The sequence below is a fragment of the Pseudoalteromonas sp. NSLLW218 genome, assembly GCF_015864775.1.
Classification (GTDB): domain Bacteria; phylum Pseudomonadota; class Gammaproteobacteria; order Enterobacterales; family Alteromonadaceae; genus Pseudoalteromonas.
Genome location: NZ_JADYWO010000012.1, coordinates 62,509 through 82,976, shown reverse-complemented (window position 1 = coordinate 82,976; position 20,468 = coordinate 62,509). Strand labels below are relative to the sequence as shown.

At 39.8% G+C, this 20,468-nt stretch carries 17 protein-coding genes; 10 read left to right on the top strand and 7 right to left on the bottom strand.

What is annotated here, in order from left to right; translation table 11 throughout:
• Position 1: 1 nt before the first annotated feature.
• Genes folM through folX form a run of 3 tightly spaced genes read left to right on the top strand, consistent with a single transcriptional unit; the run spans position 2 to position 1,659 of the window.
• On the top strand, positions 2-721 hold the full coding sequence (folM, locus tag I6E80_RS17150) for a dihydromonapterin reductase (RefSeq protein WP_170072740.1): 720 nt from the start codon (positions 2-4) through the stop codon (positions 719-721).
• 22 nt (positions 722-743) lie between these two features.
• On the top strand, positions 744-1,298 hold the full coding sequence (gene folE / locus I6E80_RS17145) for a GTP cyclohydrolase I FolE (protein WP_024598803.1): 555 nt from the start codon (positions 744-746) through the stop codon (positions 1,296-1,298).
• A gap of 4 nt (positions 1,299-1,302) precedes the next feature.
• A complete protein-coding gene (gene folX, locus I6E80_RS17140; protein WP_007377309.1) occupies positions 1,303-1,659 on the top strand; it encodes a dihydroneopterin triphosphate 2'-epimerase in 357 nt (118 codons plus the stop codon).
• Between the two features lie 17 nt (positions 1,660-1,676).
• Here the strand turns inward: folX and I6E80_RS17135 are convergent, their stop codons facing one another.
• A complete protein-coding gene (locus I6E80_RS17135) occupies positions 1,677-2,111 on the bottom strand; it encodes a YqaA family protein (protein ID WP_010554546.1) in 435 nt (144 codons plus the stop codon).
• 135 nt (positions 2,112-2,246) lie between these two features.
• Complete coding sequence (locus I6E80_RS17130; RefSeq protein WP_024598801.1) at positions 2,247-2,612, bottom strand: DUF4870 domain-containing protein; 366 nt, start codon at positions 2,610-2,612, stop codon at positions 2,247-2,249.
• A gap of 185 nt (positions 2,613-2,797) precedes the next feature.
• On the opposite strand from I6E80_RS17130, the gene I6E80_RS17125 reads away from it, so the two are divergent.
• The 4 genes from I6E80_RS17125 (at position 2,798) to I6E80_RS17110 (ending at position 6,530) form a co-directional block, all read left to right on the top strand.
• Entirely contained in the window at positions 2,798-3,499 is a 702-nt protein-coding gene (locus I6E80_RS17125; RefSeq protein ID WP_170072739.1) for a spondin domain-containing protein, read from the top strand.
• Positions 3,500-3,509: 10 nt separating this feature from the next.
• Positions 3,510-4,244 (top strand): spondin domain-containing protein, encoded by a 735-nt coding sequence (locus tag I6E80_RS17120; RefSeq protein WP_024598799.1) that lies wholly within the window; start codon positions 3,510-3,512, stop codon positions 4,242-4,244.
• 62 nt (positions 4,245-4,306) lie between these two features.
• Positions 4,307-5,032 carry a response regulator transcription factor gene (locus I6E80_RS17115; protein WP_182712523.1) on the top strand — a complete coding sequence of 242 codons (726 nt, stop codon included), beginning with the start codon at positions 4,307-4,309 and terminating at the stop codon, positions 5,030-5,032.
• 10 nt (positions 5,033-5,042) lie between these two features.
• Entirely contained in the window at positions 5,043-6,530 is a 1,488-nt protein-coding gene (locus tag I6E80_RS17110) for a cell wall metabolism sensor histidine kinase WalK (protein ID WP_197186064.1), read from the top strand.
• Between the two features lie 43 nt (positions 6,531-6,573).
• On the opposite strand, the gene I6E80_RS17105 is transcribed toward I6E80_RS17110, so the two are convergent.
• Positions 6,574-8,748 (bottom strand): S9 family peptidase, encoded by a 2,175-nt coding sequence (locus tag I6E80_RS17105; RefSeq protein ID WP_197186063.1) that lies wholly within the window; start codon positions 8,746-8,748, stop codon positions 6,574-6,576.
• A 191-nt stretch (positions 8,749-8,939) separates the two neighbouring features.
• Between I6E80_RS17105 and I6E80_RS17100 the strand changes: the two genes are divergently transcribed.
• Positions 8,940-9,410, top strand: a complete 471-nt coding sequence (locus tag I6E80_RS17100) for a DUF2721 domain-containing protein (RefSeq protein WP_024589627.1) — start codon at positions 8,940-8,942, stop codon at positions 9,408-9,410.
• 73 nt (positions 9,411-9,483) lie between these two features.
• Here I6E80_RS17100 and I6E80_RS17095 read toward each other — a convergent pair whose 3' ends face one another.
• Positions 9,484-10,017 (bottom strand): hypothetical protein, encoded by a 534-nt coding sequence (locus I6E80_RS17095; RefSeq protein WP_024598796.1) that lies wholly within the window; start codon positions 10,015-10,017, stop codon positions 9,484-9,486.
• Positions 10,018-10,028: 11 nt separating this feature from the next.
• The gene (locus I6E80_RS17090; protein ID WP_197186062.1) at positions 10,029-12,362 is read right to left on the bottom strand and encodes a S8 family serine peptidase; all 2,334 of its coding nucleotides are present in this window, start codon (positions 12,360-12,362) and stop codon (positions 10,029-10,031) included.
• A gap of 225 nt (positions 12,363-12,587) precedes the next feature.
• Here I6E80_RS17090 and I6E80_RS17085 point away from each other — a divergent pair, with 225 nt between their 5' ends.
• The gene (locus I6E80_RS17085; RefSeq protein ID WP_024598794.1) at positions 12,588-13,040 is read left to right on the top strand and encodes a cytochrome c; all 453 of its coding nucleotides are present in this window, start codon (positions 12,588-12,590) and stop codon (positions 13,038-13,040) included.
• A gap of 256 nt (positions 13,041-13,296) precedes the next feature.
• Here the strand turns inward: I6E80_RS17085 and I6E80_RS17080 are convergent, their stop codons facing one another.
• Together I6E80_RS17080 and I6E80_RS17075 are read right to left on the bottom strand one after the other, a co-directional pair.
• Positions 13,297-16,419, bottom strand: coding sequence for an efflux RND transporter permease subunit (locus I6E80_RS17080; protein ID WP_197186061.1), 3,123 nt, complete (start codon positions 16,417-16,419; stop codon positions 13,297-13,299).
• A 12-nt stretch (positions 16,420-16,431) separates the two neighbouring features.
• A complete protein-coding gene (locus I6E80_RS17075; RefSeq protein WP_197186060.1) occupies positions 16,432-17,610 on the bottom strand; it encodes an efflux RND transporter periplasmic adaptor subunit in 1,179 nt (392 codons plus the stop codon).
• A 288-nt stretch (positions 17,611-17,898) separates the two neighbouring features.
• On the opposite strand from I6E80_RS17075, the gene I6E80_RS17070 reads away from it, so the two are divergent.
• Positions 17,899-20,406, top strand: a complete 2,508-nt coding sequence (locus I6E80_RS17070) for a zinc-dependent metalloprotease (protein ID WP_197186059.1) — start codon at positions 17,899-17,901, stop codon at positions 20,404-20,406.
• The last annotated feature ends 62 nt before the right edge of the window (positions 20,407-20,468 follow it).

Sequence of the window (20,468 nt, the reverse complement as noted above, 5' to 3'; positions counted from 1 at the left end):
TATGACATCGCCCATCTTAATTACCGGCGCAGGACAACGTATTGGTTTAGCACTTGCTCAGCATTATATAGCTCAAGGGCAAGCTGTTGTTATTACGTATCGTACTCGCCACGACGCTGTTGATGCATTAGAGCAACAAGGTGCTGTGTGTATTTATGCCGACTTTAGTACCGACGACGGTATAAACACATTTATACATACGCTTAAAAAGCACACAACATCACTGCGCGCTATTGTTCACAATGCATCAAGCTGGGACTGCGAAGCTAACAATCCTGACTTTGCAGCACTGTTTGATAACATGATGCGTATACATGCTAAAACACCGTATTTAATTAATTTAATGTGCGCTGAGCTGCTTTTAAACTATCAACAAAGTGCTAAAGCACCTGCTGATATAATTCACCTTACTGATTATGTAGTCGAAACAGGTAGCCCTAAGCACTTAGCTTATGCAGCAAGTAAAGCGGCACTCGATAACTTAACTAAATCGTTCAGCGCTAAATATGCACCAAATATAAAGGTAAACTCGGTTGCTCCATCACTCATTATTTTTAATGAACATGATGACGAGCAATATAGAGCTAAAACCCTCAAAAAATCATTAATGGGCATTGAACCCGGATGCCAAGAAATTATCAATAGTATTGATTTACTATTACAAAGCCACTACATCACAGGGCGCTCCTTGCCTGTTGATGGCGGACGCCATTTAAAGTAGAACACACTAGACTGAGAAACTTATGCATGACGAGTTAAAAGAAAGTTACCAAAAAATAATTACTGCTGTAGGTGAAGATGCTAACCGCGAAGGTTTACTTGATACGCCAAAACGTGCCGCAAAAGCAATGGAATATTTAACACAAGGGTATCGCCAAACGCTTGATGAGATAACCAATAAAGCAGTATTTACGTCTGATGCTGACGATATGGTTTTAGTGCAAGACATAGAGCTTTACTCTATGTGTGAACATCATTTACTACCTTTTATTGGTCGTTGCCATATTGCTTATATTCCAAACGGTAAAGTATTAGGCTTGTCTAAATTTGCACGTATTGTTGATATGTTTTCACGTCGCTTTCAAATTCAAGAGCAGTTAACTCATCAAATCGCTAAAGCAGTCGAAGAAGTTACTGGCGCTAAAGGCGTTGGCGTTATTGTTGAGGCAAAACACATGTGTATGATGATGCGTGGTGTAGAAAAGCAAAATTCAAGCATGCGTACATCAGTAATGTTAGGTAACTTTAGAAGCGATCCTAAAACACGTAACGAATTTTTGCAGCTTATAAAAGGTTAACCCTATGGCTAATGCAATTATTAACGTTACTAATTTGCGCCTGCGTACATTTATTGGCTTTAACCCCGATGAGCGTGAGAAAAAGCAAGATGTAGTGATCAATCTAGAAATTCATTACCCTGCTGATGACGCGTGTAAAACAGATGAAGTAGACCAAGCACTTAATTATAAAGTGATCACGAAAGAAGTAATTAGCTTAGTAGAACAAGGCCACTTTTTACTGCTCGAAAAATTAGTGGCTGAAATTCTTGCAGTTTGTCACTCACACCCAAGTGTTCATTACGCTAAAGCACGTGTTGATAAACCACATGCCCTGCGTTTTGCCGACTCAGTGTCGTTAACGCTCGATTGGGCTAAATAAGGCCTTAAAAAATTTATTTAAAAAAGCTTTTCGAATCCTACGGCAAGGGCGATAACCGCTAAATAGCGCGCGCCTTTGCCTAGTGTTACTAGTAATAAAAACATACTAAAGCGTACTTTAAATATTCCCCCAATCACCGTTAATGGGTCTCCCACAACGGGTAACCAAGCAAACAACAAACTATACACACCGTATTTATTAAATTGCTTTTGTGCGCTATCAAGCCCTTTTTGCGATACCGGAAACCATTTTTTATCTTTAAAACGTAATACCTGCGTGCCTAACCAGTAATTAACGCAGCTTCCCAATACATTTCCAAGCGTTGCGACGCACCACATAAGCCATAAGTTAACTTTACCTTGGGCAATCATTCCCACCATTATCACCTCAGAAGAGCTGGGCAATAATGTGGCAGATATAAATGCGCTAATAAATAACGTGAGATAAAGCATAATGCCCTTATGGCTAAACGTAAAAACCCAGCCTATAGCTGGGTTTATAATACCAATTTTATTAAAAACATAATCATTCTAGCGTATTAAATAACTCACTAATTTATTCAATTGGTATAAAAATAAACTGTATGTTTATTTTATCAAATTTAAGCTCAGCGGGTAATTAAACTCTTTACCTTCGTTAGCTTTAATACTTGCTAGCACTACCATCACAAACGAAAATATTGCCACTATAGGTAGTAATATTAAGCCTATCGCTACAAACATCAGTAAAAAACAAACTACATATGCAATTGCCATCGTTATTTGAAAGTTAAGCGCCTTTTTACCGTGCACGTCAACAACTGGCATTTCATCTCTTTTAATTAACCACACAATTAATGGCCCAATAATTGAGCCGAACGGCATAACAAAACCTGCCAGTGCACTTAAATGACATAACATAGCCCACATGCGCTCATCTTTATTAACTGGTTCAACCTGTTGATTTTCTTCCATAACACGCTCCTTTTTGTTTTATGTATGTTGCCTCTTAACTAAACAAATGTCTACTAATCAACCAACGTATTTACCTTTAAAAATCACAGCGTGAAATCTTGTGATAAAAAAGTGATAAGTTTGTGAGAGTTTCTGGAGACGATTATTCAATACTTAGCTCGAATCATCACTTACAGGAAATAATAATGAAAGCTTCTACATTAACAATCGCAATTCTTTTAGCGGCAGCTAGCCAATCGACTGTGGCCGCAGAACTAGACTTAAAAGTTACTAACCTAACCAAGGGTATTCACTTTACCCCGTTATTAATTACAGCACACAACAACGAAGACACACTATTTGAAGTAGCAACAGAAGCTTCTACAGCATTACAAACAATGGCTGAAGGCGGCAATATTGCAGAGCTAGTTTCACAAGCTACTGCTGCAGGTAGTGACATGGCTGCAAATCCAGCTGAAGGTTTACTTGCACCAGCCGCATCTACAACGGCAACACTGACAACAACCGACGGTAACGAGTACTTATCTTTAACTGCAATGATGCTGCCAACTAATGATGGCTTTGTAGGTTTAAACAGCTGGAAAATTCCAACAGAAGCAGGCACTTACACAATTAATTTAAATGCTTACGATGCAGGCACAGAACAAAACAATGAGCTTGTAGTTGAGGGCTCTGGGGCTCCAGGTACTCCGGGTATTCCTGCGGCTCCAGGTGGCGACGCTGGCACTGGCGGTACAGGTATATTAAGTGGTGATACAAATACAAGTATCCATATTCACCCTGGTAGCTTAGGTGATGACGATTTAGAAGCGGGCAATAGCGATTTAAGTAATACAGTACACAGATGGTTAAACCCAGTGGCACAATTAACCGTTACAGTTAAGTAGGAGCATGACTATGTTATCTGCTAACAACCTTAAAAAAAGTCTACTAGTGCTTGCACTTGCAACCACACTTGCAGCGTGTAGCGATAATGATAACGACCCAGTGGTTGAAGAGCCGGTCGTTGTTGAACCTATTGTTGTAGAACCTGTAATCAATGAGTTTACTATTACTTTTAGTAACTTAACTGCAGGACAGCCTTTGTCACCACTCTCTGTCATTGCTTTTGAAGATGAAGCACCTTGGACATTCGGTACAACAGCCTCTGTTGGTTTAGAAATGCTTGCAGAAAGCGGCGCAAATGAAGAATACCTAAGTTACGAAAGTGCACTTGCTGCTGTTTCAGCTGAAGGAGGCATTGGTCCTGGTGAGACAACCACAGTAATCATCTCTGTTGAAGACCAAGAAACGCTTAATTTGTCATTTGCTGCAATGCTTGGGAATACAAATGACACATTTACCGGTCTTAGTCTTGTAGATGTATCTTCATTAGAAGTAGGTGACTCGCTAATGAGTACAACCGTTGCTTATGATGCTGGTACGGAAGCAAACACAGAAACAGCTGAAACTGTGCCAGGTCCTGCCGCTAGCGGCGAAGGATTTAACGAAATTCGTGACGATACTGCCGATATAATAACAATGCACCCAGGCATTGTTTCAAATCAAGATGGATTATCAACATCAGCACTCGGTGTTGAACATAAGTTTGATAACCCGGTATCGAAAATAGTAATTACGCGCACGCAGTAACGTTCCAGCTTGTAATGGGGAAGTAAGGGAGCACGGATGCCCCCCTTTTTACGAGGTAATACATGCGTCACGAAAAAATATTAGTAGTAGAAGATGACAGAGAAATAGGTAAGTTAATTACCACACAGCTAACGTCGCTTAACTTACATGTTGATCATGTTGTAAGCGCAGAGCTTGCCTTAAAAAAAATAGCCAAGCATCCCTACGGACTTATTTTACTCGATATAAACTTACCGCAAATGGATGGTTTGAGTTTGTGCCGAAAAATAAAAGAGCATTACCCTACTACCTCCGTTATTTTACTCACCGCGCTTAGTAGCGATATGGACAGAGTTATTGGCCTTGAAATGGGCGCTGATGATTATATTTGTAAGCCATTTTTTGCACGCGAATTACAAGCCAGAGTAAAAACCCAATTACGCCACAGAGCACAGCTACTCGCTAGCCAAAATAACGACAACTCTCCCGTTGATAGCGAACAAATACTAAATGTAGGCTCACTCAATATAGAATTTAGTTCGCACCAAGTGTATTTAGGCAAACAAGCCCTTAACCTTACAGCCACCGAATTTGATTTACTCGTTTACTTTGCACGCCATCCTAATCATGTTTTTAGTCGCCAACAATTACTCGATAAAGTATGGGGATATCAACACAGTGGTTACGAGCACACGGTTAATTCACATATAAACCGCTTACGTGCCAAGCTAGAAGAACACCAACAAGCGCCTATCATCGAAACAGTTTGGGGTGTTGGTTACAAACTAAACCCTAGCCAACTCAATTAAGACACCTATTATGAAATTATCTTTGTATCAAAAATTAGCTATATCGCTCGTCGTAATTTTTTGTTTTATTTGTGCCCTAGTTTACGGTTGGAGCAAGCAATTAGAACTGACTTCAAAGCACCATGCAGAACAAAACCTGCACTTAGCGTTAGCTGAGCATTTAGTACAAGATAATCCATTAATAAAAGAAGGTGTTTACGACTATAAAGCGCTTGAAAACCTATTTCATACCTTAATGTTATTAGGCCCGGCGTTTGAATTTTATTTTGTAGACGAAACCGGAAAAATTCTTACTTACTCAGCAAAGCCGGGTAAAGTTAAACGCACACATATTAGTTTAACGCCTTTAAAAAGACTGATTAACGACCCAAGCGCTGCACCTATTTATGGTGATAATCCTCGTAATAAAGAGCAACAAAAAATATTTTCAGCCGCGCCAGTATTTAATCACGATAAGTTACAAGGTTATTTATATGTAATTATTGGTGGTGAGGCTTACGACACCTCACTAAGCACTGTAAAAAATAATGATAAGTTATGGCTAGCCGCTTTATGGCTTGGCTCTACACTCGCATTTTTATTTATTGCGATGCTAATTTTGCTACGCTTTTTTACCAACCCAATTCAGCGCTTAGCACGCGATGTTAGTAATATTGAAGCCGCAAACTACAGCCTTACCGACACCAAGCTAAGTAACTACTCAACGCATAAAAGTAACGAAGTGCATAGTTTAGGGCGAAGTATTCAAGCCATGTTAACGCGTATTAACGAGCAGTTTAAAGCGCTTGAACAAGGCGATAAACAACGCAAAGAGTTGCTAACTCATCTCTCGCACGACCTACGTACACCACTTGCCTCCTTGCAGGGGTTTTTAGAAGTATTAAATCAGTCGGGTGAACAACTAAGTAAACAAGAGCAGCAAGAATACTTGCAGGTATCGCTTAATAATTGCGGGCAATTAAAGCTACTCATAGAGCAAATATTTGAGCTTGCTCACTTAGAAAATGGCGAAATAAGCATAAACAAAGAAACCTTTAATTTAGGTGAGCTAATTTACGATTGCATCGCAAAATTCAGTTTAGCCGTTGATAAAAAAGGTATTAGTTTATCGGTAGAGCCCGCAATTTGTGATTTCCCTGTGGTTGCCGATATAGCTAAATTAGAGCGCGTGTTAAGCAACTTAATTGATAACGCAATTAGGCATACTCCTCGCGGCGGCAGCATTGCCGTACATGTAAAACGCAGTGACGATAATCAACTATTTGTGCATGTATCCGATACTGGTGTAGGCATAAAAGAAGATGAGCTGAATGCTATTTTTGACCCGCACTACCAAGCAAGCAACTCAAATAAAGAAGGGCGCCAGCAAGGTGGTTTAGGATTGGCTATTTGCAGAGGGTTATTAAAACTGATGGATAGCGAAATTTACGTACAAAGTGAAATTGGTAAAGGCACTATGTTTAGCTTTAACTTGCCACAAAAAAAGGTGCTTTCTTAAAAAGCACCTTACATTTTTTATTTATTTTAAATATATAAATTAATTACTTTTTAATACCCGCTAAATCAAGCATAAATGCATAGTTTAGCGCGGTATCTTCTAAGCGTTTAAAGCGTCCCGATGCGCCGCCATGCCCTGCTTCCATATCTATTTTAAACAATAACTTATTGTCATCAGTTTTATAGTCACGCAGCTTAGCAACCCATTTTGCAGGTTCAAAGTATTGAACTTGTGAATCGTGCAAGCCAGTCGTTACTAGCATATTAGGATACGCTTGCTTAGATACTTGGTCGTATGGCGAATAAGACAGCATGTAATCGTAATACGCCTTTTCGTTTGGGTTACCCCATTCACCGTATTCATTTGTTGTAAGCGGAATACTTGCATCAAGCATCGTTGTAACTACATCTACAAACGGTACCGCAGCAACCATGCCTTTATAAAGCTCAGGCGCTTGGTTTGCCACTGCGCCCATTAGTAAGCCACCAGCACTGCCGCCTAACGCAAATATTTCATCTTTTGCGCCATACTTTTGAGAAACCAATGCTTTAGTTACGTCAACAAAGTCGTTAAACGTATTCTTTTTAGTGAGTAGCTTACCATCTTCGTACCAAGGACGACCTAACATTTGCGAGCCACGAACATGAGCAATTGCAAATACAAAGCCACGGTCTAATAAGCTCAAACGTGAGCTTGAGAACGTTGGATCCATGGTTGCACCGTACGACCCATAACCATATTGCAGTAGCGGGTTAGCGCCATCTTTTTTAAACGTATCTTTACGGTAAACTAAGCTTACTGGTACTTTAATGCCATCGCGTGCTGTTACAAAAATACGCTCTGAAGCGTAATTGTCAGCATCAAAATCACCTAATACAACCTGTTGCTTAAGAAGCGTTTTATCGCCAGTCGTTAAATCTACATCGTACGATGAGCTTGGAGTGGTCATGCTTGTGTAGTAAACACGTAGCGTGCTGCTATCTATATCGTTATTGCCATAAGTACCAATTGTATAAGCGCTGTCGTTAAAGCTCAGCGGTAACTCTTTACCCGTTTTTAAATTACGCGCAATCAACTTTGATTGGCCCATTTCACGTTCTTGGTAAACTAAGTAGTCATTAAATAAATCAATGCCTTCGAGCTTAATATTATCGCGCGCTGGGATCACACTTTGCCAATTTGCTTTGTCGCTTGCTTTATCAATATCAACTTTCATCAGCTGAAAATTTACAGCATCTAAGTTAGTTACAATGTAGTAAGTATTCCCTAGTTTAGAAATCCCATATTCAAGCCCTGCTTCGCGTTCAATTAAGCGTTTAGGCATTGCTTTGGTATCATCAGCACTTAATACCGATACGCCTGATGCGGCCGTGCTGCTGTGCCAAATATAAATTTCTGACTCATCTTTGCTTTTACTCATACCCATGTAGTAACTGGTATCAGTCTCTTCGTATATTAGCTCGTCATCAGCTTGCAGTGTACCTAATGTATGACGATAAACTTGGTAACCTAGTAGAGTTTGTAAATCTTTTTTAATGTAGTAAACCGTTTTATTATCGTTTGCCCACACAATGCCACCGTTAGTGCCTTCAAGTGTGTCTTCGAGTAATTTACCGGTAGTTAAGTCTTTTATTTTTATGCTATAAATACGACGGCTAACAGTATCTTCGCCATAAGCCATTAAATTGCCATTCGGGCTTACATCTAAGCCACTTACCGCATAATAATCATGGTTTTTAGCAAGCTCATTTACATCTAAAATAACTTGCTGATCGGTACCTGCAAAATCGCTGCTGCGTAAGTAAGTAGTGTATTCGTTATCGCCACGTGTTTGCGTTGAGTAAAAATAATCACCGTTTTTAACTGGGACTGAATCATCGTCTTTTTGAATACGCCCTTTTAGCTCTTCAAACAATTCGCTTTGTAGCGTTTTAGTATGTGCAAGCATTGCATCAGTGTATGTATTTTCAGCTTCTAAATAGTTAATTACCTCTGACGCTTTACGTTCATCATCACGCAGCCAATAGTAATCATCTATACGTGTATCACCATGAATAGTCATTTCATGTGGCACTTTTTTAGCAACCGGGGCAACAGCTTGGACTACTTGAACTGTTTTAACTTGTGTATTATTTTTTTGAGTTTCTTCTGGGGCTTGGTTACAGCCACTTAAAATAGCGAGTGATAGTGCAGCGAGTGCGAATGGGGTACGTTTCATCAGTCAAAGTCCTTGTTATATTTTTATTTTTTATTAAGTAATTAAATATACCTAAAAATAACCTGTGTTGTGATTTAGTTTGTGAAGCTATGTAAAATAAATCAACGTGATTCCTCTTTTCTTAATAAGCCTACATCAGGTACTCTGTAGATATATAAATCACTTTTAAGCTCAACTGATTAAGGGTAGTAATGAATAGCGAAGTAATTAACATTTTAACTATGGCAAAAGTAATTCAAACGGCCGTTGCTCCCGTATTTTTAATCACAGGTATAGCAGCAACTTTAGGTGTTTTATCTAATCGCTTAGCACGAATTACCGACAGAGCGCGCTTACTTGAGCGAAGATTAAAAGTAAATACAGATGACGATTTTAATAAGTCGCTAGCAACAGAGCTGCGCGCCTTATTAAAAAGATCTCGATGTATACATATTGCTTTCAGCTTAAGCGTATTAAGTGCCTTACTTGTATGTGCTGTGGTTATGTTTTTATTCTTGTCGCACATTCAATCAATTAACTTAAGCGTGACCATTGCTTGTTGTTTTGTAGCAGCGATGGCATTGCTTATATGTGCATTTATGTCGTTACTTGGTGAGGTATTCTTAGCAACCCGCAGCATGCGTCGCGGGATGATATTTGCAGATATTGATATAAATGATTAATTTTTTATAAAAAACCCCGAGCAACTAATGTTACTCGGGGTTTTTATTAAATAAGCTTATTTAATAAAATAACTTATTGTGCAGTATAAATAGTCTCTAGCACTTCAATTCTAGCTTCTTTAGCATAACCTGAAGCATTTAACTGCTCTGCTGCAATTAAAATATCTTGTCCATCATTCACTGCTAAAACGGCAATCTTAGTACCAGGAAATACAGACACCACTTTTAATCCAGCCGCTGCAGCAATGTCGCTAGCAGTAATACCATCTTTTAAAAGTACCGTAATATTACCCGATAAAGAACTTAAGTTATTAGTAAGAATATTACGAACTAATGACCCTTTAGTTACTACATCAGATGTACTTGCAACATTAACAACCGCCATGTCGCCTTTTTGCATAACTACATGCTCATCGGCAGCAACACTTGATGGTACTAGGCTCAAATTTCTCTCTACTTTATAAGAACCAAAATCAGCTTTAGTATACTTTAAGCTAGATGCTTGCTTCTTTGGTAGTTGAAGCTCTTTATCAAAGCTTGTGTTTGCCGTAGCGCTTAAAGAAATACACGCAGCAGCACTTAATACGATTAATTTATTAACTTTCATTTTCATAATCCTTACTCTTGACCTGCGTGACCGAATGCGCGTAAAGACACACCCTCTAAAACACTTGCTGAACTATTATTGCTAATACCTACTACACCTAAACCATTGTCATCACCTTTACTAAGTGCATAGCTATCTGCGCTCGTATCTAGTAAACGAACTGTCCAAGTGCCTTTAGTCGACTCACCATAAAACGCATTTGAAAGCATTACTGCATCTTTTAGTATATAGCCAACACTCCAACTGCTAGTGAAACTATATGCTGGGTAGAATAAAGCTTGCTTAGATGACAGTAATACACTTCTTGTACCCGCTGGCGATGTAACTTCTATAGCTAAATCTGTTCCGGCTGAAGTTTGTGTGCCATCGCTTAAGCCAAAGCCCATTTCAGCATTACTTACATCAAACTTAAATTGCATTGCTTCAATGCTTAGCTCTTCAGTCACTTCAATTTCTTGTGTAAGACCCGTTGCACTGTTATCTGGAATTTCTAGTGCAAGTGCGTCTTCAGCAATTACTGAACCAACACCGCTCCACTGAGTAATAACTTGTTCACCTAAAGAAACATCGTAAGCCTTCGCCATAGAAACCGCAGCTCCAGCATCAGCACGACCAAAACCATATAAGTTATTGAAGTTATAACCGGCAGAGTTTTCAATCCAACCGTCGTGAGCAACAAATTCGCCTTCACCAACTGTTAATTTAACAGCAGCATTATCTGCATCTATTAAAGTGCTAGTTGATGCAAGGATATGGCGAACGTCACGCCATGTTAAATCTGGATTAGCCGAAAGAATTAACGATACCACGCCCGATGCATTTGGCGCAGCAGATGATGTACCATTAAACGTTGAAGTATAGTTACAGCTTGCATTGTCTGCATGGCCTGGGTAGTTAAATGGATATTGACTTGCAGCAAACTCTTCACCGTAAGCAGCAGCCCATGCTGCAATAGAACCACCATTAAAACCTGAATAACCATTAATACAAGTCATTTGATCGGTTGTTACCATTGCAGGAGCAAAACGACCATACTCACCCGCTGGAGCCGACACCATTACGTTAGCGCCCGCTGTAGAATAGCTAGTATGTTTACCATTAGCATTTACTGCAGCAACACTTAAATAATAAGGGTGGCCTTGGCTTGGCTCAAAAGCGCCATTATAACAAGTTAAACCTAAGTCATTTGCACCATTGTCAGCACATAAAGAACCTTCATCGCCACCATCTTCAAATGAGTTACCGCTAGATTTCATATTTAGCGCACCTTTACCGTCACGAAGGTTAAGGTTAGGGTAAGACTCAATTGCTTCATCTAGCTCTGAATAACCGATAAACGTAGGGAACGTAATACCGTAACTACGGTTAAAGGCTGAAATATTTTCAGACGTACTAATACCACTACCAGGGAAGCCATGAGCAAGTAAATCAGTTTGTGCTACTTTATCTCCACCAAGGTAGTTCATACCGATTAAGCCTGCATCAGGTGCAACACCACGGCCGCCTTTGCCATTCCAACCTTTTGCTGCAATTAAGCCGGCAACACTTGTTCCGTGGTCACCACTGTTTGATGTACTTGTAGGGTCTGTACGATCTAGCGCTTCAGCGTTAAGGTTTAAAGAACGATTTGGTAATACGTTATCTACTAAATCTTCGTGGCGAATTTCCATACCCGAATCAACAACAACAGCAGTTACACCAGCTCCTGTAACGCCTTGAGCATAAGCGGCTGTTACATTCATATCTTCACCAGCAACCAAACCTGTAGCTTCTGCATTAGCAAAACTAGCATCAACATCTGCTTGCGCTTCTTCTTCTGTATCGCCAAATAGATTTACATATAAATTAACTAAGCCCTGCTTCATTTCATCGCTTAATGAGTATGCTTTTTGGCCTGTATTATTTAGGTGCCATTGTTGATTTGCTAATGGGTCACCAACAACTCCTGAAATGCTTATTTGCGCAGAAGCCGTTTTACCATTTGCGTTTACAGTGTAATCAATAACTGCATCATCATCCGTCATTGGAACATAAGTAAATGATGTTCCCTCTACAGTTAGAGTACCGTGACTAAATGTGAATACGCCATCTTCTGCAACCACTTCTTCACCGTTTTCAGTGAAGCTAAATGTAAGAGCATCGCCATCGTTATCGCTGGCTTTAAATTCTGCAGTAACAGGGAGCCATTGTTTTAAATCTACAACAACTACATCGCTCGCTTTAGGCGCTACGTCAGTAACTAATGGTACGCTGTTTTTATTATCGTCATCACTACTTCCACAACCAGAAAGTGAAACCACTATTGCAGCAGACAATGCTGACATTTTAAAAATATTATTTTTCATAAACTCTCTTTGTTAGTTATTTTTATGATGGTGTGACGTTACACAACAGGAATAAAAATAACAACGAGGTGTTTACAGTCATTAACAATAAAGACAATAGATGTAACGATAGAGTAATCGTTGTATGCTTAGTTAAAGAAACAATTATTAAGCACATATATTAACTTGAACATTCAAAGAAGCTAATATAGAACAGGATTAACAATTACTTTAAAAGGGGCAAACATGAAATTGAAAAAAGTATTAGCAGGTATAGCATTAGCTACATGTGCACTTAGTGTATCGGCAAATTCTGCATTTAAAGAACCAAGTGACGCGATTGAATACCGCCAAGCAGCGTTTTCAATGATCTCAGTACAAATTGGTGACATGGGCGCAATGCTAAAAGGTAAAGTACCTTTTGACGCAGAGCAATTTAAAATGCGTGCTAACAACGCTGCTGCACTTTCAAAAATGCCATGGGAAGCGTTTTACGAAGGGACAGATAAAGGCGACACAGCTGCACTTGCTGCTGTTTGGGCTGAAAATGCAACATTTGTTGAAAAAGCGAATGCTTTTGCAGCAAATGCAGATAAGCTAGCGTTAGCTGCTCAATCGGGCGATAAAGCCGTAATTGGTAAAGCTTTTGGCGCATGGGCTAAAGGCTGTAAAGATTGCCATAAGCAATTTAAAGATTAATTATTGTTGTAGCCAGTTTAACAACAATAAATAGATACTAAAAAAGCACTGAGCGTTAATAACGGTCAGTGCTTTTTTTATGCTTTATATTTATACCAATTCGCTTAATTAAGTGATCTATTTTAAGGCTGGGAAAACGTGTTGATAGCTAGGCAAAAAACTCGCTATTTAGTTGTTCTAAATAAGAATTTTTTAACGTAGGTAGCGACACGTTTAGCCCCGTAAAATAATTAAGTATTATTGCGAATTGGTATTATTACGAGACTTTAGCAGCTCGGCCTTTAAATGGGCGCTTAAACATCGCACCAATATCACCCAAAATAATATATAAACACGGTACTAATATAAGCGTTATTAACGTTGCAAACATAACAGCAAAGCCAAGTGCTACCGCCATAGGTATTACAAACTTAGCCTGCAGGCTTGTTTCAAACATAATAGGTAATACACCAGCAAAGGTTGTTATAGACGTTAATAGTATTGCTCTAAAGCGAGCACAACCAGCTTCTATTACCGCATTTTTAACGCTAACACCTTCGCGGCGAACTTGGTTTACATAATCGGTCATTACAAGTGAATCATTTATAACAACACCTGCTGCGGCAATTAAGCCAAATCCCGACATTAAGCTCATATCTAAATCAAACCAGTAATGACCCCAGATAGCCCCGGTTAAACTAAACGGAATAACCGACATTACGATAAGCGGTTGTGAATAGCTTTTAAGCGGCACAGCTAGCAGTATGTATACTAAAATCATTCCGCCAATAAAAAACATTATTTGCTCATTAGCTTGAGCTTGCTGCTCTTCTATTGCGCCACCAAGCTCTGATTTAACACTTGGGAATTCTTCTATTAGCTGTGGCAGTAAGTTTTCTTTTACTTGCTTAACCACTTCACCCGGCTCAATTTGCTCTTCATCAATATTGCCATAAACATACACGGTACGGTAGCCACCTTCGCGGCGTATATAGCTAATACCTGGCGTTTCTGTTAATTCTACTACATCACCAAGAAGTACTTCTCGCCCTTGTGGGGTGGTAACCACGGTGTGTTTAAGTGATGAAAATGCCTCACGAGTCAGTTTAGGGTAGCGTACCATTACGCGTACTTCTTCGCCGTTTCGGATTACGCGCTGCGCTTCGCCACCATAAAAACTGGCTCCCACTTGATTTGCAATACCTGCTAAATCTAAGCCTAAATCATAAGCAACAGGTTTAAGGCTCATTTGCACTTCTTTGCTCGCAGGATCTATGGTTGAGCTAATATCAAACAACCCTTTTTGCTGTTGAAGTAATTGAATAAAACGACGACCCGCTTGATTTAAAGTATCTATATCTGAGCCATACAGTAAATAGCCAAACTCGCCGCCACCATTACCACCGCCGCCACCAACATCGTCTTGAATAGTTAACGACTTAATACCAGCAATAGTCGGCATAGCCTCACGCCATCGGCGAGAAAGCTCAAATGCATTGTATGGACGTGAATCTTCGTCAACTAATGGAGCTAGTAACTGCGACTCAGTTCTGCCTTGGTTAAATACCAATACATCACGAATAATTTTTTGGCCAAATTCACGTTCTGTTTCTTCATCGACTCTAAGTACCATAGCTTCTATTTCGCGAATAGCGGCAATGGTTTGTAAATCAGAAACGTTGTCGTTCATTTCAACTTGTATTTGTGGAAAGTCATGCGGCACTTTAGGAGTTGGAACTGTACGTACTTTATTAGACGTAATAAGTGCAATACTGATTATAAACATTGCAATAAAAGCAAACAAAACAGTCCAACGCCAATCAACACACTTAGCAATAAAACGTTTATATGGACCATTTACGAAACCAAAAAAGCGTGTATTGAAGCGATCGCGCCAACCACCTTTTTTGATCGGCGAAAAGTGCGTATGAGCAATGTGAGCTGGCAGTATCAGCTTTGATTCAATCAAACTAAATACTAAACACAGCATTACTACAACGGCTATACCATAAAAGAAGGCACTTTCTGGCCCGCTCGACATTGTGAATGGTGCAAATACAGCAATCGTTGTTAACACACCAAAGGTTGCAGGGGTCGCGACTCGGTTAGCGCCACGCACAACATTTTCTACACCACCGCCGCTTTTTTCAACTTCGGTGTAGGCAGCTTCCCCTATCACGATGGCATCATCCACCACTATGCCGAGCACCATTATAAAAGCGAATAACGAAATAATATTAATGCTAATGCCAAATAGTGGCATCATCATCATAGCCCCTAAAAAACAAACAGGTAAGCCAATCATTACCCAAAGCGCTAGTTTAAAACGCAAGAATAACGACAACATAATTGCCACCAAAATGGCACCTTGAAACAGGTTAGCTTTCATCATATCAAGGCGAGCATTTAGGTAGTATGTCATGTCCATTAATGGCTCTAACCGAATACCCGGCGGCAACTGCTTATTTTTTTGATCAATAAACGCTTTAACCGAATCCGCAACGGGAATCATGTTTTGTTCTTGCGTTGCTTTAACCGATAAATACACCGCGTTTTCGCCATTAAACTTAAAGTAGCGCTCACCTTCAGTAAACTGATCTTTAATTACGGCAATATCTTGCAGTAAAACTTTAGCACCATACTCACCAATTTTTACCGGAATTTGCCTGAACTCTTCACCTGAGTAAAACTGATTTTCGACGCGAACAGAAATAACGCCTGCGTCTGTTTTTAGCTGCCCAGCAGAGAAGTTAGCTGAGTAACGGCGTACCGCATTCATCACATCACTAAGGGTTAAATTATATTGGCGAAGCGTATCGGGCTCTATTTCAATAGCAATTTCATCAAGCGGTACATCGTTTACAACCAAAGATACGTTAGATAACTGTAGTAACTCATCCTCTATTTGGTTTGCTATCGGCTTAAGCTCCGTAAGCGGTAAGTCAGCAACCAGTGTCATGCCTATTACATCTTGCCTAAACTCAACCTGACTTATGGTGACCGGTTCCATACCAGCCGGAAAAGTCGCAATGCCATCAACGCGTAGCTTTACCTTATCAAGTACATCGGTAAGTTCTGCATCGGTGTTTATTTCTAGGCTGGCTGTACCGCCATTTCTAAATGCGCGATACACGCCTTTTTTAATTTCGGTTATATCTTTAAGTGACTCTTCAACTTTTATGAGAATGCTTTCTTCTATTTCCTGAGGAGAGGCACCGGGGTAATTAGCCTCAATATTAATGTAGTTAATCTCTACATTAGGAAACATTTGACGCTGAATCGTAAAGTAACTTATAGCTCCCATAATAATGATAAAAAACATCATTAAATTAGCGGCTACTGAATTATTAGCAAAGTAGGCAATTAACCCTGTTTGTTTTTGTTGTATTGACTCGCTCATAACTATTACACCCTACAGCTGTTGCGTGTTTGAAGTGCTCGTTTCTGAGCTTTCTGGTTTTGCAGCTACACCTGCAATTTTAACCTGCATTCCTTTTTGCGGGTATTCAGGTAAAGTAATAACGAGTTTGTCATCGGCATTTAAACCACTGCTAATATAAAAATACTCACCCTCTTCACGAATAACCGTTACTTTGCGAGGCTCTAGTTCTTGATTTTCGTTTACTACCCACACAGTTTGATTGTTAACCAAAGCTTGCGGTAAACGGTAAATATTATTAAGCATTGCACCTGCAAAATTTACCTGTACGTAGCTGCCAAACTTAATGGCTGGTTGTATGTTTTTAAGACCGTATGGGTCTTCTATACGTACTACTAAACTGCTCATACGTGTAGCGTTATCAACAATCCCTAAGTCACGGTCAATTACACCTTCACGGGTGAAGCTGTTTAGGCCCTTTTGAATAATCGTTGCGGTAATACCTTTAATACGCTCTGTCAAAAAAACGCTATCGAACCCTGCTATAGGAATAATCACTTCAGCAGTTTCAATATTATTGAGTTCAGCAACTTGCGAACCCATAGTGACAAATTGACCCACACCTACATTTCGGCTAATAACCAATGCATCGTAAGGGGCTGTTACTTCACAATTATCTAAGTCACGTTGTGCACGTTTTAATGCAGCTTGCGCCGACTTTACAGACGCCTGCGCACTTAGCACTTGAGGCTTACGTAAAAATAAGTCGGTACGCGCTTTACTTGGAAAACGCTTTGCTTCATCTGCGGCTACTTGAGCTTGCGCCTGCTCTTCAATTAAGCCTGCCTGTGCGCGAGCAATCTCTGCCTCTGCAACAAGTACTGCTGCCTCGTAGTTGTCTTTTTCGATAGTGAATAACGTTTCACCGCGAGCAACGATGCCACCGGCTACAAAATTAGGATGCCAACTTAACACTTCACCCGACACCTGCGCCGAAAGCTGTGTACTTTCAAGAGGCTTTACTTCACCGTAGCTATTAATAATAACTTGATGATCGTTAGCAGCCACTGGCTCAACTTGCACTGTTGGACGAGTATCAATTACTTCTTTTTTTTCTGGCTCTTGTGCAATGGCATTTATTCCCATAAAGCCAACAACACCAACAACTAGTGCTACAAATGGAAAAACCCATCTAAGTGAATTTGTTTGCATATCCTATTATCCCCAAAATTCTATTAACGTCATAATACCAGAGCCATATGAAACATTAAGGTGACATTTGTAAGCAACTGTTGCAAATGCATATGAAACACCGATTTTCCGGGTTATAAAAAATAACTTTGCATGCAGTTCATCTCATTCGTTATATTTTGTTACAAACTTTTATTTATTAATATCAGGTAATTAGCGTTGTACACTTAAATTTCGTCGCGAAGATGTGCGAAATCAAATTAATTTACGTACAGTCCAATTAAATTAACAAATATTAAAAGTCTCAAAATGAAATTAACGACCATCACCCTTGCGCTTAGCTTAGCGTTTGGCAGCCATGCATTTGCAGCCGATAAAAAAGACGAAAAAGAGCCAAAAACACTTAGCGAAATGATCAAAGGACAAACCGAATTTGCCGGTATATTTAACCTTTATCAAGACGAAAAAACCGGTAAGCACCTTATGGTGATTAACGAGTCCCAACTTAATACGCCGTTTGTATATTTTGCGCATACCGTTGATGGCGTTACAGATGCAGGCCATTATCGTGGTTCGTACCGCGAAACTAAGTTAATTGAATTTAGAAAATACTTTGATCGTATCGATATCATTAGCAAAACTCCTCGCTACAAATTTGACGAAAACAGTGCAATTTCAAAAGCGAGTGATGCCAATATTAGTGAAGCGGTACTTGCGAGCATTAAAATAGAAAAAGAAGAAGACGGTAAAATAGCATTCAACGTAAATAAGTTATTTTTAAGCGAAGCACTTCATAAAGTATCACCTACGCCAAATCCAGCTGATAAAAACGCTAAAAAGCGCTTTAAAGTAGGCAAGCTAGACGATAAAAAATCACGCATTATTAAACAGCGTCCATATCCTAATAACTTAGACGTGGTTGTTGATTACGTATTTACTAACCCAAGCCCAACGGTACGTGGCTCAAATGCAGTAAGCGACCCACGTAGTGTATCGGTAAAAGTACAGCACTCGTTTGTTGCTCTACCTAAAAACGATTACCAGCCGCGCATGGACGACGCCCGTATTGGTTATTTTACTAATCAATTTGATCAAATGACATCTACCGATTGGGCACCTTATGAAGATGTTATAAAACGCTGGGATCTACAAAAGAAAGACCCTAGTGCAGCACTTTCAGAGCCAGTAAAACCAATTACTTGGTGGATAGAAAACACCACACCAATTGAGTGGCGCGATACTATTCGTGATGCTGTTTTAACATGGAATACTTCTTTTGAAAAAGCCGGTTTTAAAAATGCCTTAGAGGTAAAAGTACAACCAGATGATGCAGATTGGGATGCGGGCGATATTAATTACAACGTACTGCGTTGGACTTCGTCACCTAAACCTCCATTTGGCGGATACGGACCTGCACTTGCTAACCCATTAACTGGCGAAATACTGGGCTCAGATATTATGCTTGAGTTTGTATTTATGAAAAACCGTTGGATTTACGACACACTTTTCACTCAAGGAACAATGAGCCACGGTGGAACAACACATACCGGCGAGTTAAATTGTTCACTAGGGCATGAAATTCAACAAAATCTAATGCTTGCCAAAGGCCTTGCTAGCGGCGGAAAAATTGAAGATAAAGAAATGCTTCGCCAAGGTCTAACACAATTGGTACTTCACGAAGTAGGCCATACTTTAGGTCTTAACCACAATATGAAATCATCTATTTTGTGGGATGAAAAAGAAGTACACGACAAAAACAAAACCCAAGGCATAGTAACCGGCTCTGTTATGGATTATGCACCGGCTAACATTGCCCCAATTGGTGTGCAGCAAGGTGATATTTTTCAAACAAAACCAGGCCCTTACGATGATTGGGCAATTAACTATGGCTACAGCGTAGCGCTTGAAGATGAAGCTGCTGAACAAGCTAGACTTGAAAAAATACTTGCTCGTTCAAGTGAACATGCCCTTGCCTTTGGTAACGACGCAGACGATATGCGCGCACCAGGTCGCCATATCGATCCACGTGTAATGATTGGTGATTTGTCATCAAACCCTGCGGCCTATGGCGCAGATCGTATGGCGCTAATTAATAAATTATTTACTGAGCTAAAAGATAAAGCAACAGTTAAAGGTGAGTCTTACCAACAGCTTGTTACCTCTGCTAACAGCTTATTTGGTCAGTACCGAGCTCAAGCGGGTGTTGTTTCTCGCCAGATTGGTGGTGTGTACGTTGAGCGTGCTGTAGTGGGTGATGCAAACGCAGATAAACCATTTACACCTGTATCGCTTGAGCGCCAAACACAAGCGATGGATATACTCGCAAAGTTTGTATTTGCACCAGACGTACTACAAAACATGCAACCTCTTTATAGCTACTTACAGCTGCAACGTCGTGGCTTTAATCACTATGGCAAAAATGAAGACCCTAAAGCACACCAAATGATTTTAGGGATGCAAAAATCTGTACTTGCACAGCTATTACACCCAGCCGTATTACTGCGTATTTCTGATACTGCGTTGTACGGTAATAAATATAGCCTAACTCAGTTTATGCAAGATTTAACCGCTAATATTTTTGTGAAAAGCAAAGACGCAAATTCTATTAGTCACAACTTACAAATTGAGTATGTTAATCAGCTAATCGCAATTGCAGGTCTTGGCAAAGCAAGTAAATACGATAACTTAGCTAAAACAGCTGCGTTATATCAGCTAACTCAAATAGCCGATACCAGTGTTGCTTGGGGTGCAGATACAGCAACTAAAGCGCATAAAAAATATATTGACCGCTTAATAGCAAAAGCGCTAGAAGCGTAAAATAACTCTACTAATTGAGTAAACCAAGGCCACGTTTAACGTGGCCTTTTTTATAACCTAAT

Excerpts from the sequence above, each read along its gene's own strand:
- folM (WP_170072740.1), top strand. The coding sequence starts at position 2 with ATGACATCGCCCATCTTAATTACCGGCGCAGGACAACGTATTGGTTTA.
- folE (WP_024598803.1), top strand. The coding sequence starts at position 744 with ATGCATGACGAGTTAAAAGAAAGTTACCAAAAAATAATTACTGCTGTA.
- folX (WP_007377309.1), top strand. The coding sequence starts at position 1,303 with ATGGCTAATGCAATTATTAACGTTACTAATTTGCGCCTGCGTACATTT.
- I6E80_RS17135 (WP_010554546.1), bottom strand. The coding sequence starts at position 2,111 with ATGCTTTATCTCACGTTATTTATTAGCGCATTTATATCTGCCACATTA.
- I6E80_RS17130 (WP_024598801.1), bottom strand. The coding sequence starts at position 2,612 with ATGGAAGAAAATCAACAGGTTGAACCAGTTAATAAAGATGAGCGCATG.
- I6E80_RS17125 (WP_170072739.1), top strand. The coding sequence starts at position 2,798 with ATGAAAGCTTCTACATTAACAATCGCAATTCTTTTAGCGGCAGCTAGC.
- I6E80_RS17120 (WP_024598799.1), top strand. The coding sequence starts at position 3,510 with ATGTTATCTGCTAACAACCTTAAAAAAAGTCTACTAGTGCTTGCACTT.
- I6E80_RS17115 (WP_182712523.1), top strand. The coding sequence starts at position 4,307 with ATGCGTCACGAAAAAATATTAGTAGTAGAAGATGACAGAGAAATAGGT.
- I6E80_RS17110 (WP_197186064.1), top strand. The coding sequence starts at position 5,043 with ATGAAATTATCTTTGTATCAAAAATTAGCTATATCGCTCGTCGTAATT.
- I6E80_RS17105 (WP_197186063.1), bottom strand. The coding sequence starts at position 8,748 with ATGAAACGTACCCCATTCGCACTCGCTGCACTATCACTCGCTATTTTA.
- I6E80_RS17100 (WP_024589627.1), top strand. The coding sequence starts at position 8,940 with ATGAATAGCGAAGTAATTAACATTTTAACTATGGCAAAAGTAATTCAA.
- I6E80_RS17095 (WP_024598796.1), bottom strand. The coding sequence starts at position 10,017 with ATGAAAGTTAATAAATTAATCGTATTAAGTGCTGCTGCGTGTATTTCT.
- I6E80_RS17090 (WP_197186062.1), bottom strand. The coding sequence starts at position 12,362 with ATGAAAAATAATATTTTTAAAATGTCAGCATTGTCTGCTGCAATAGTG.
- I6E80_RS17085 (WP_024598794.1), top strand. The coding sequence starts at position 12,588 with ATGAAATTGAAAAAAGTATTAGCAGGTATAGCATTAGCTACATGTGCA.
- I6E80_RS17080 (WP_197186061.1), bottom strand. The coding sequence starts at position 16,419 with ATGAGCGAGTCAATACAACAAAAACAAACAGGGTTAATTGCCTACTTT.
- I6E80_RS17075 (WP_197186060.1), bottom strand. The coding sequence starts at position 17,610 with ATGCAAACAAATTCACTTAGATGGGTTTTTCCATTTGTAGCACTAGTT.
- I6E80_RS17070 (WP_197186059.1), top strand. The coding sequence starts at position 17,899 with ATGAAATTAACGACCATCACCCTTGCGCTTAGCTTAGCGTTTGGCAGC.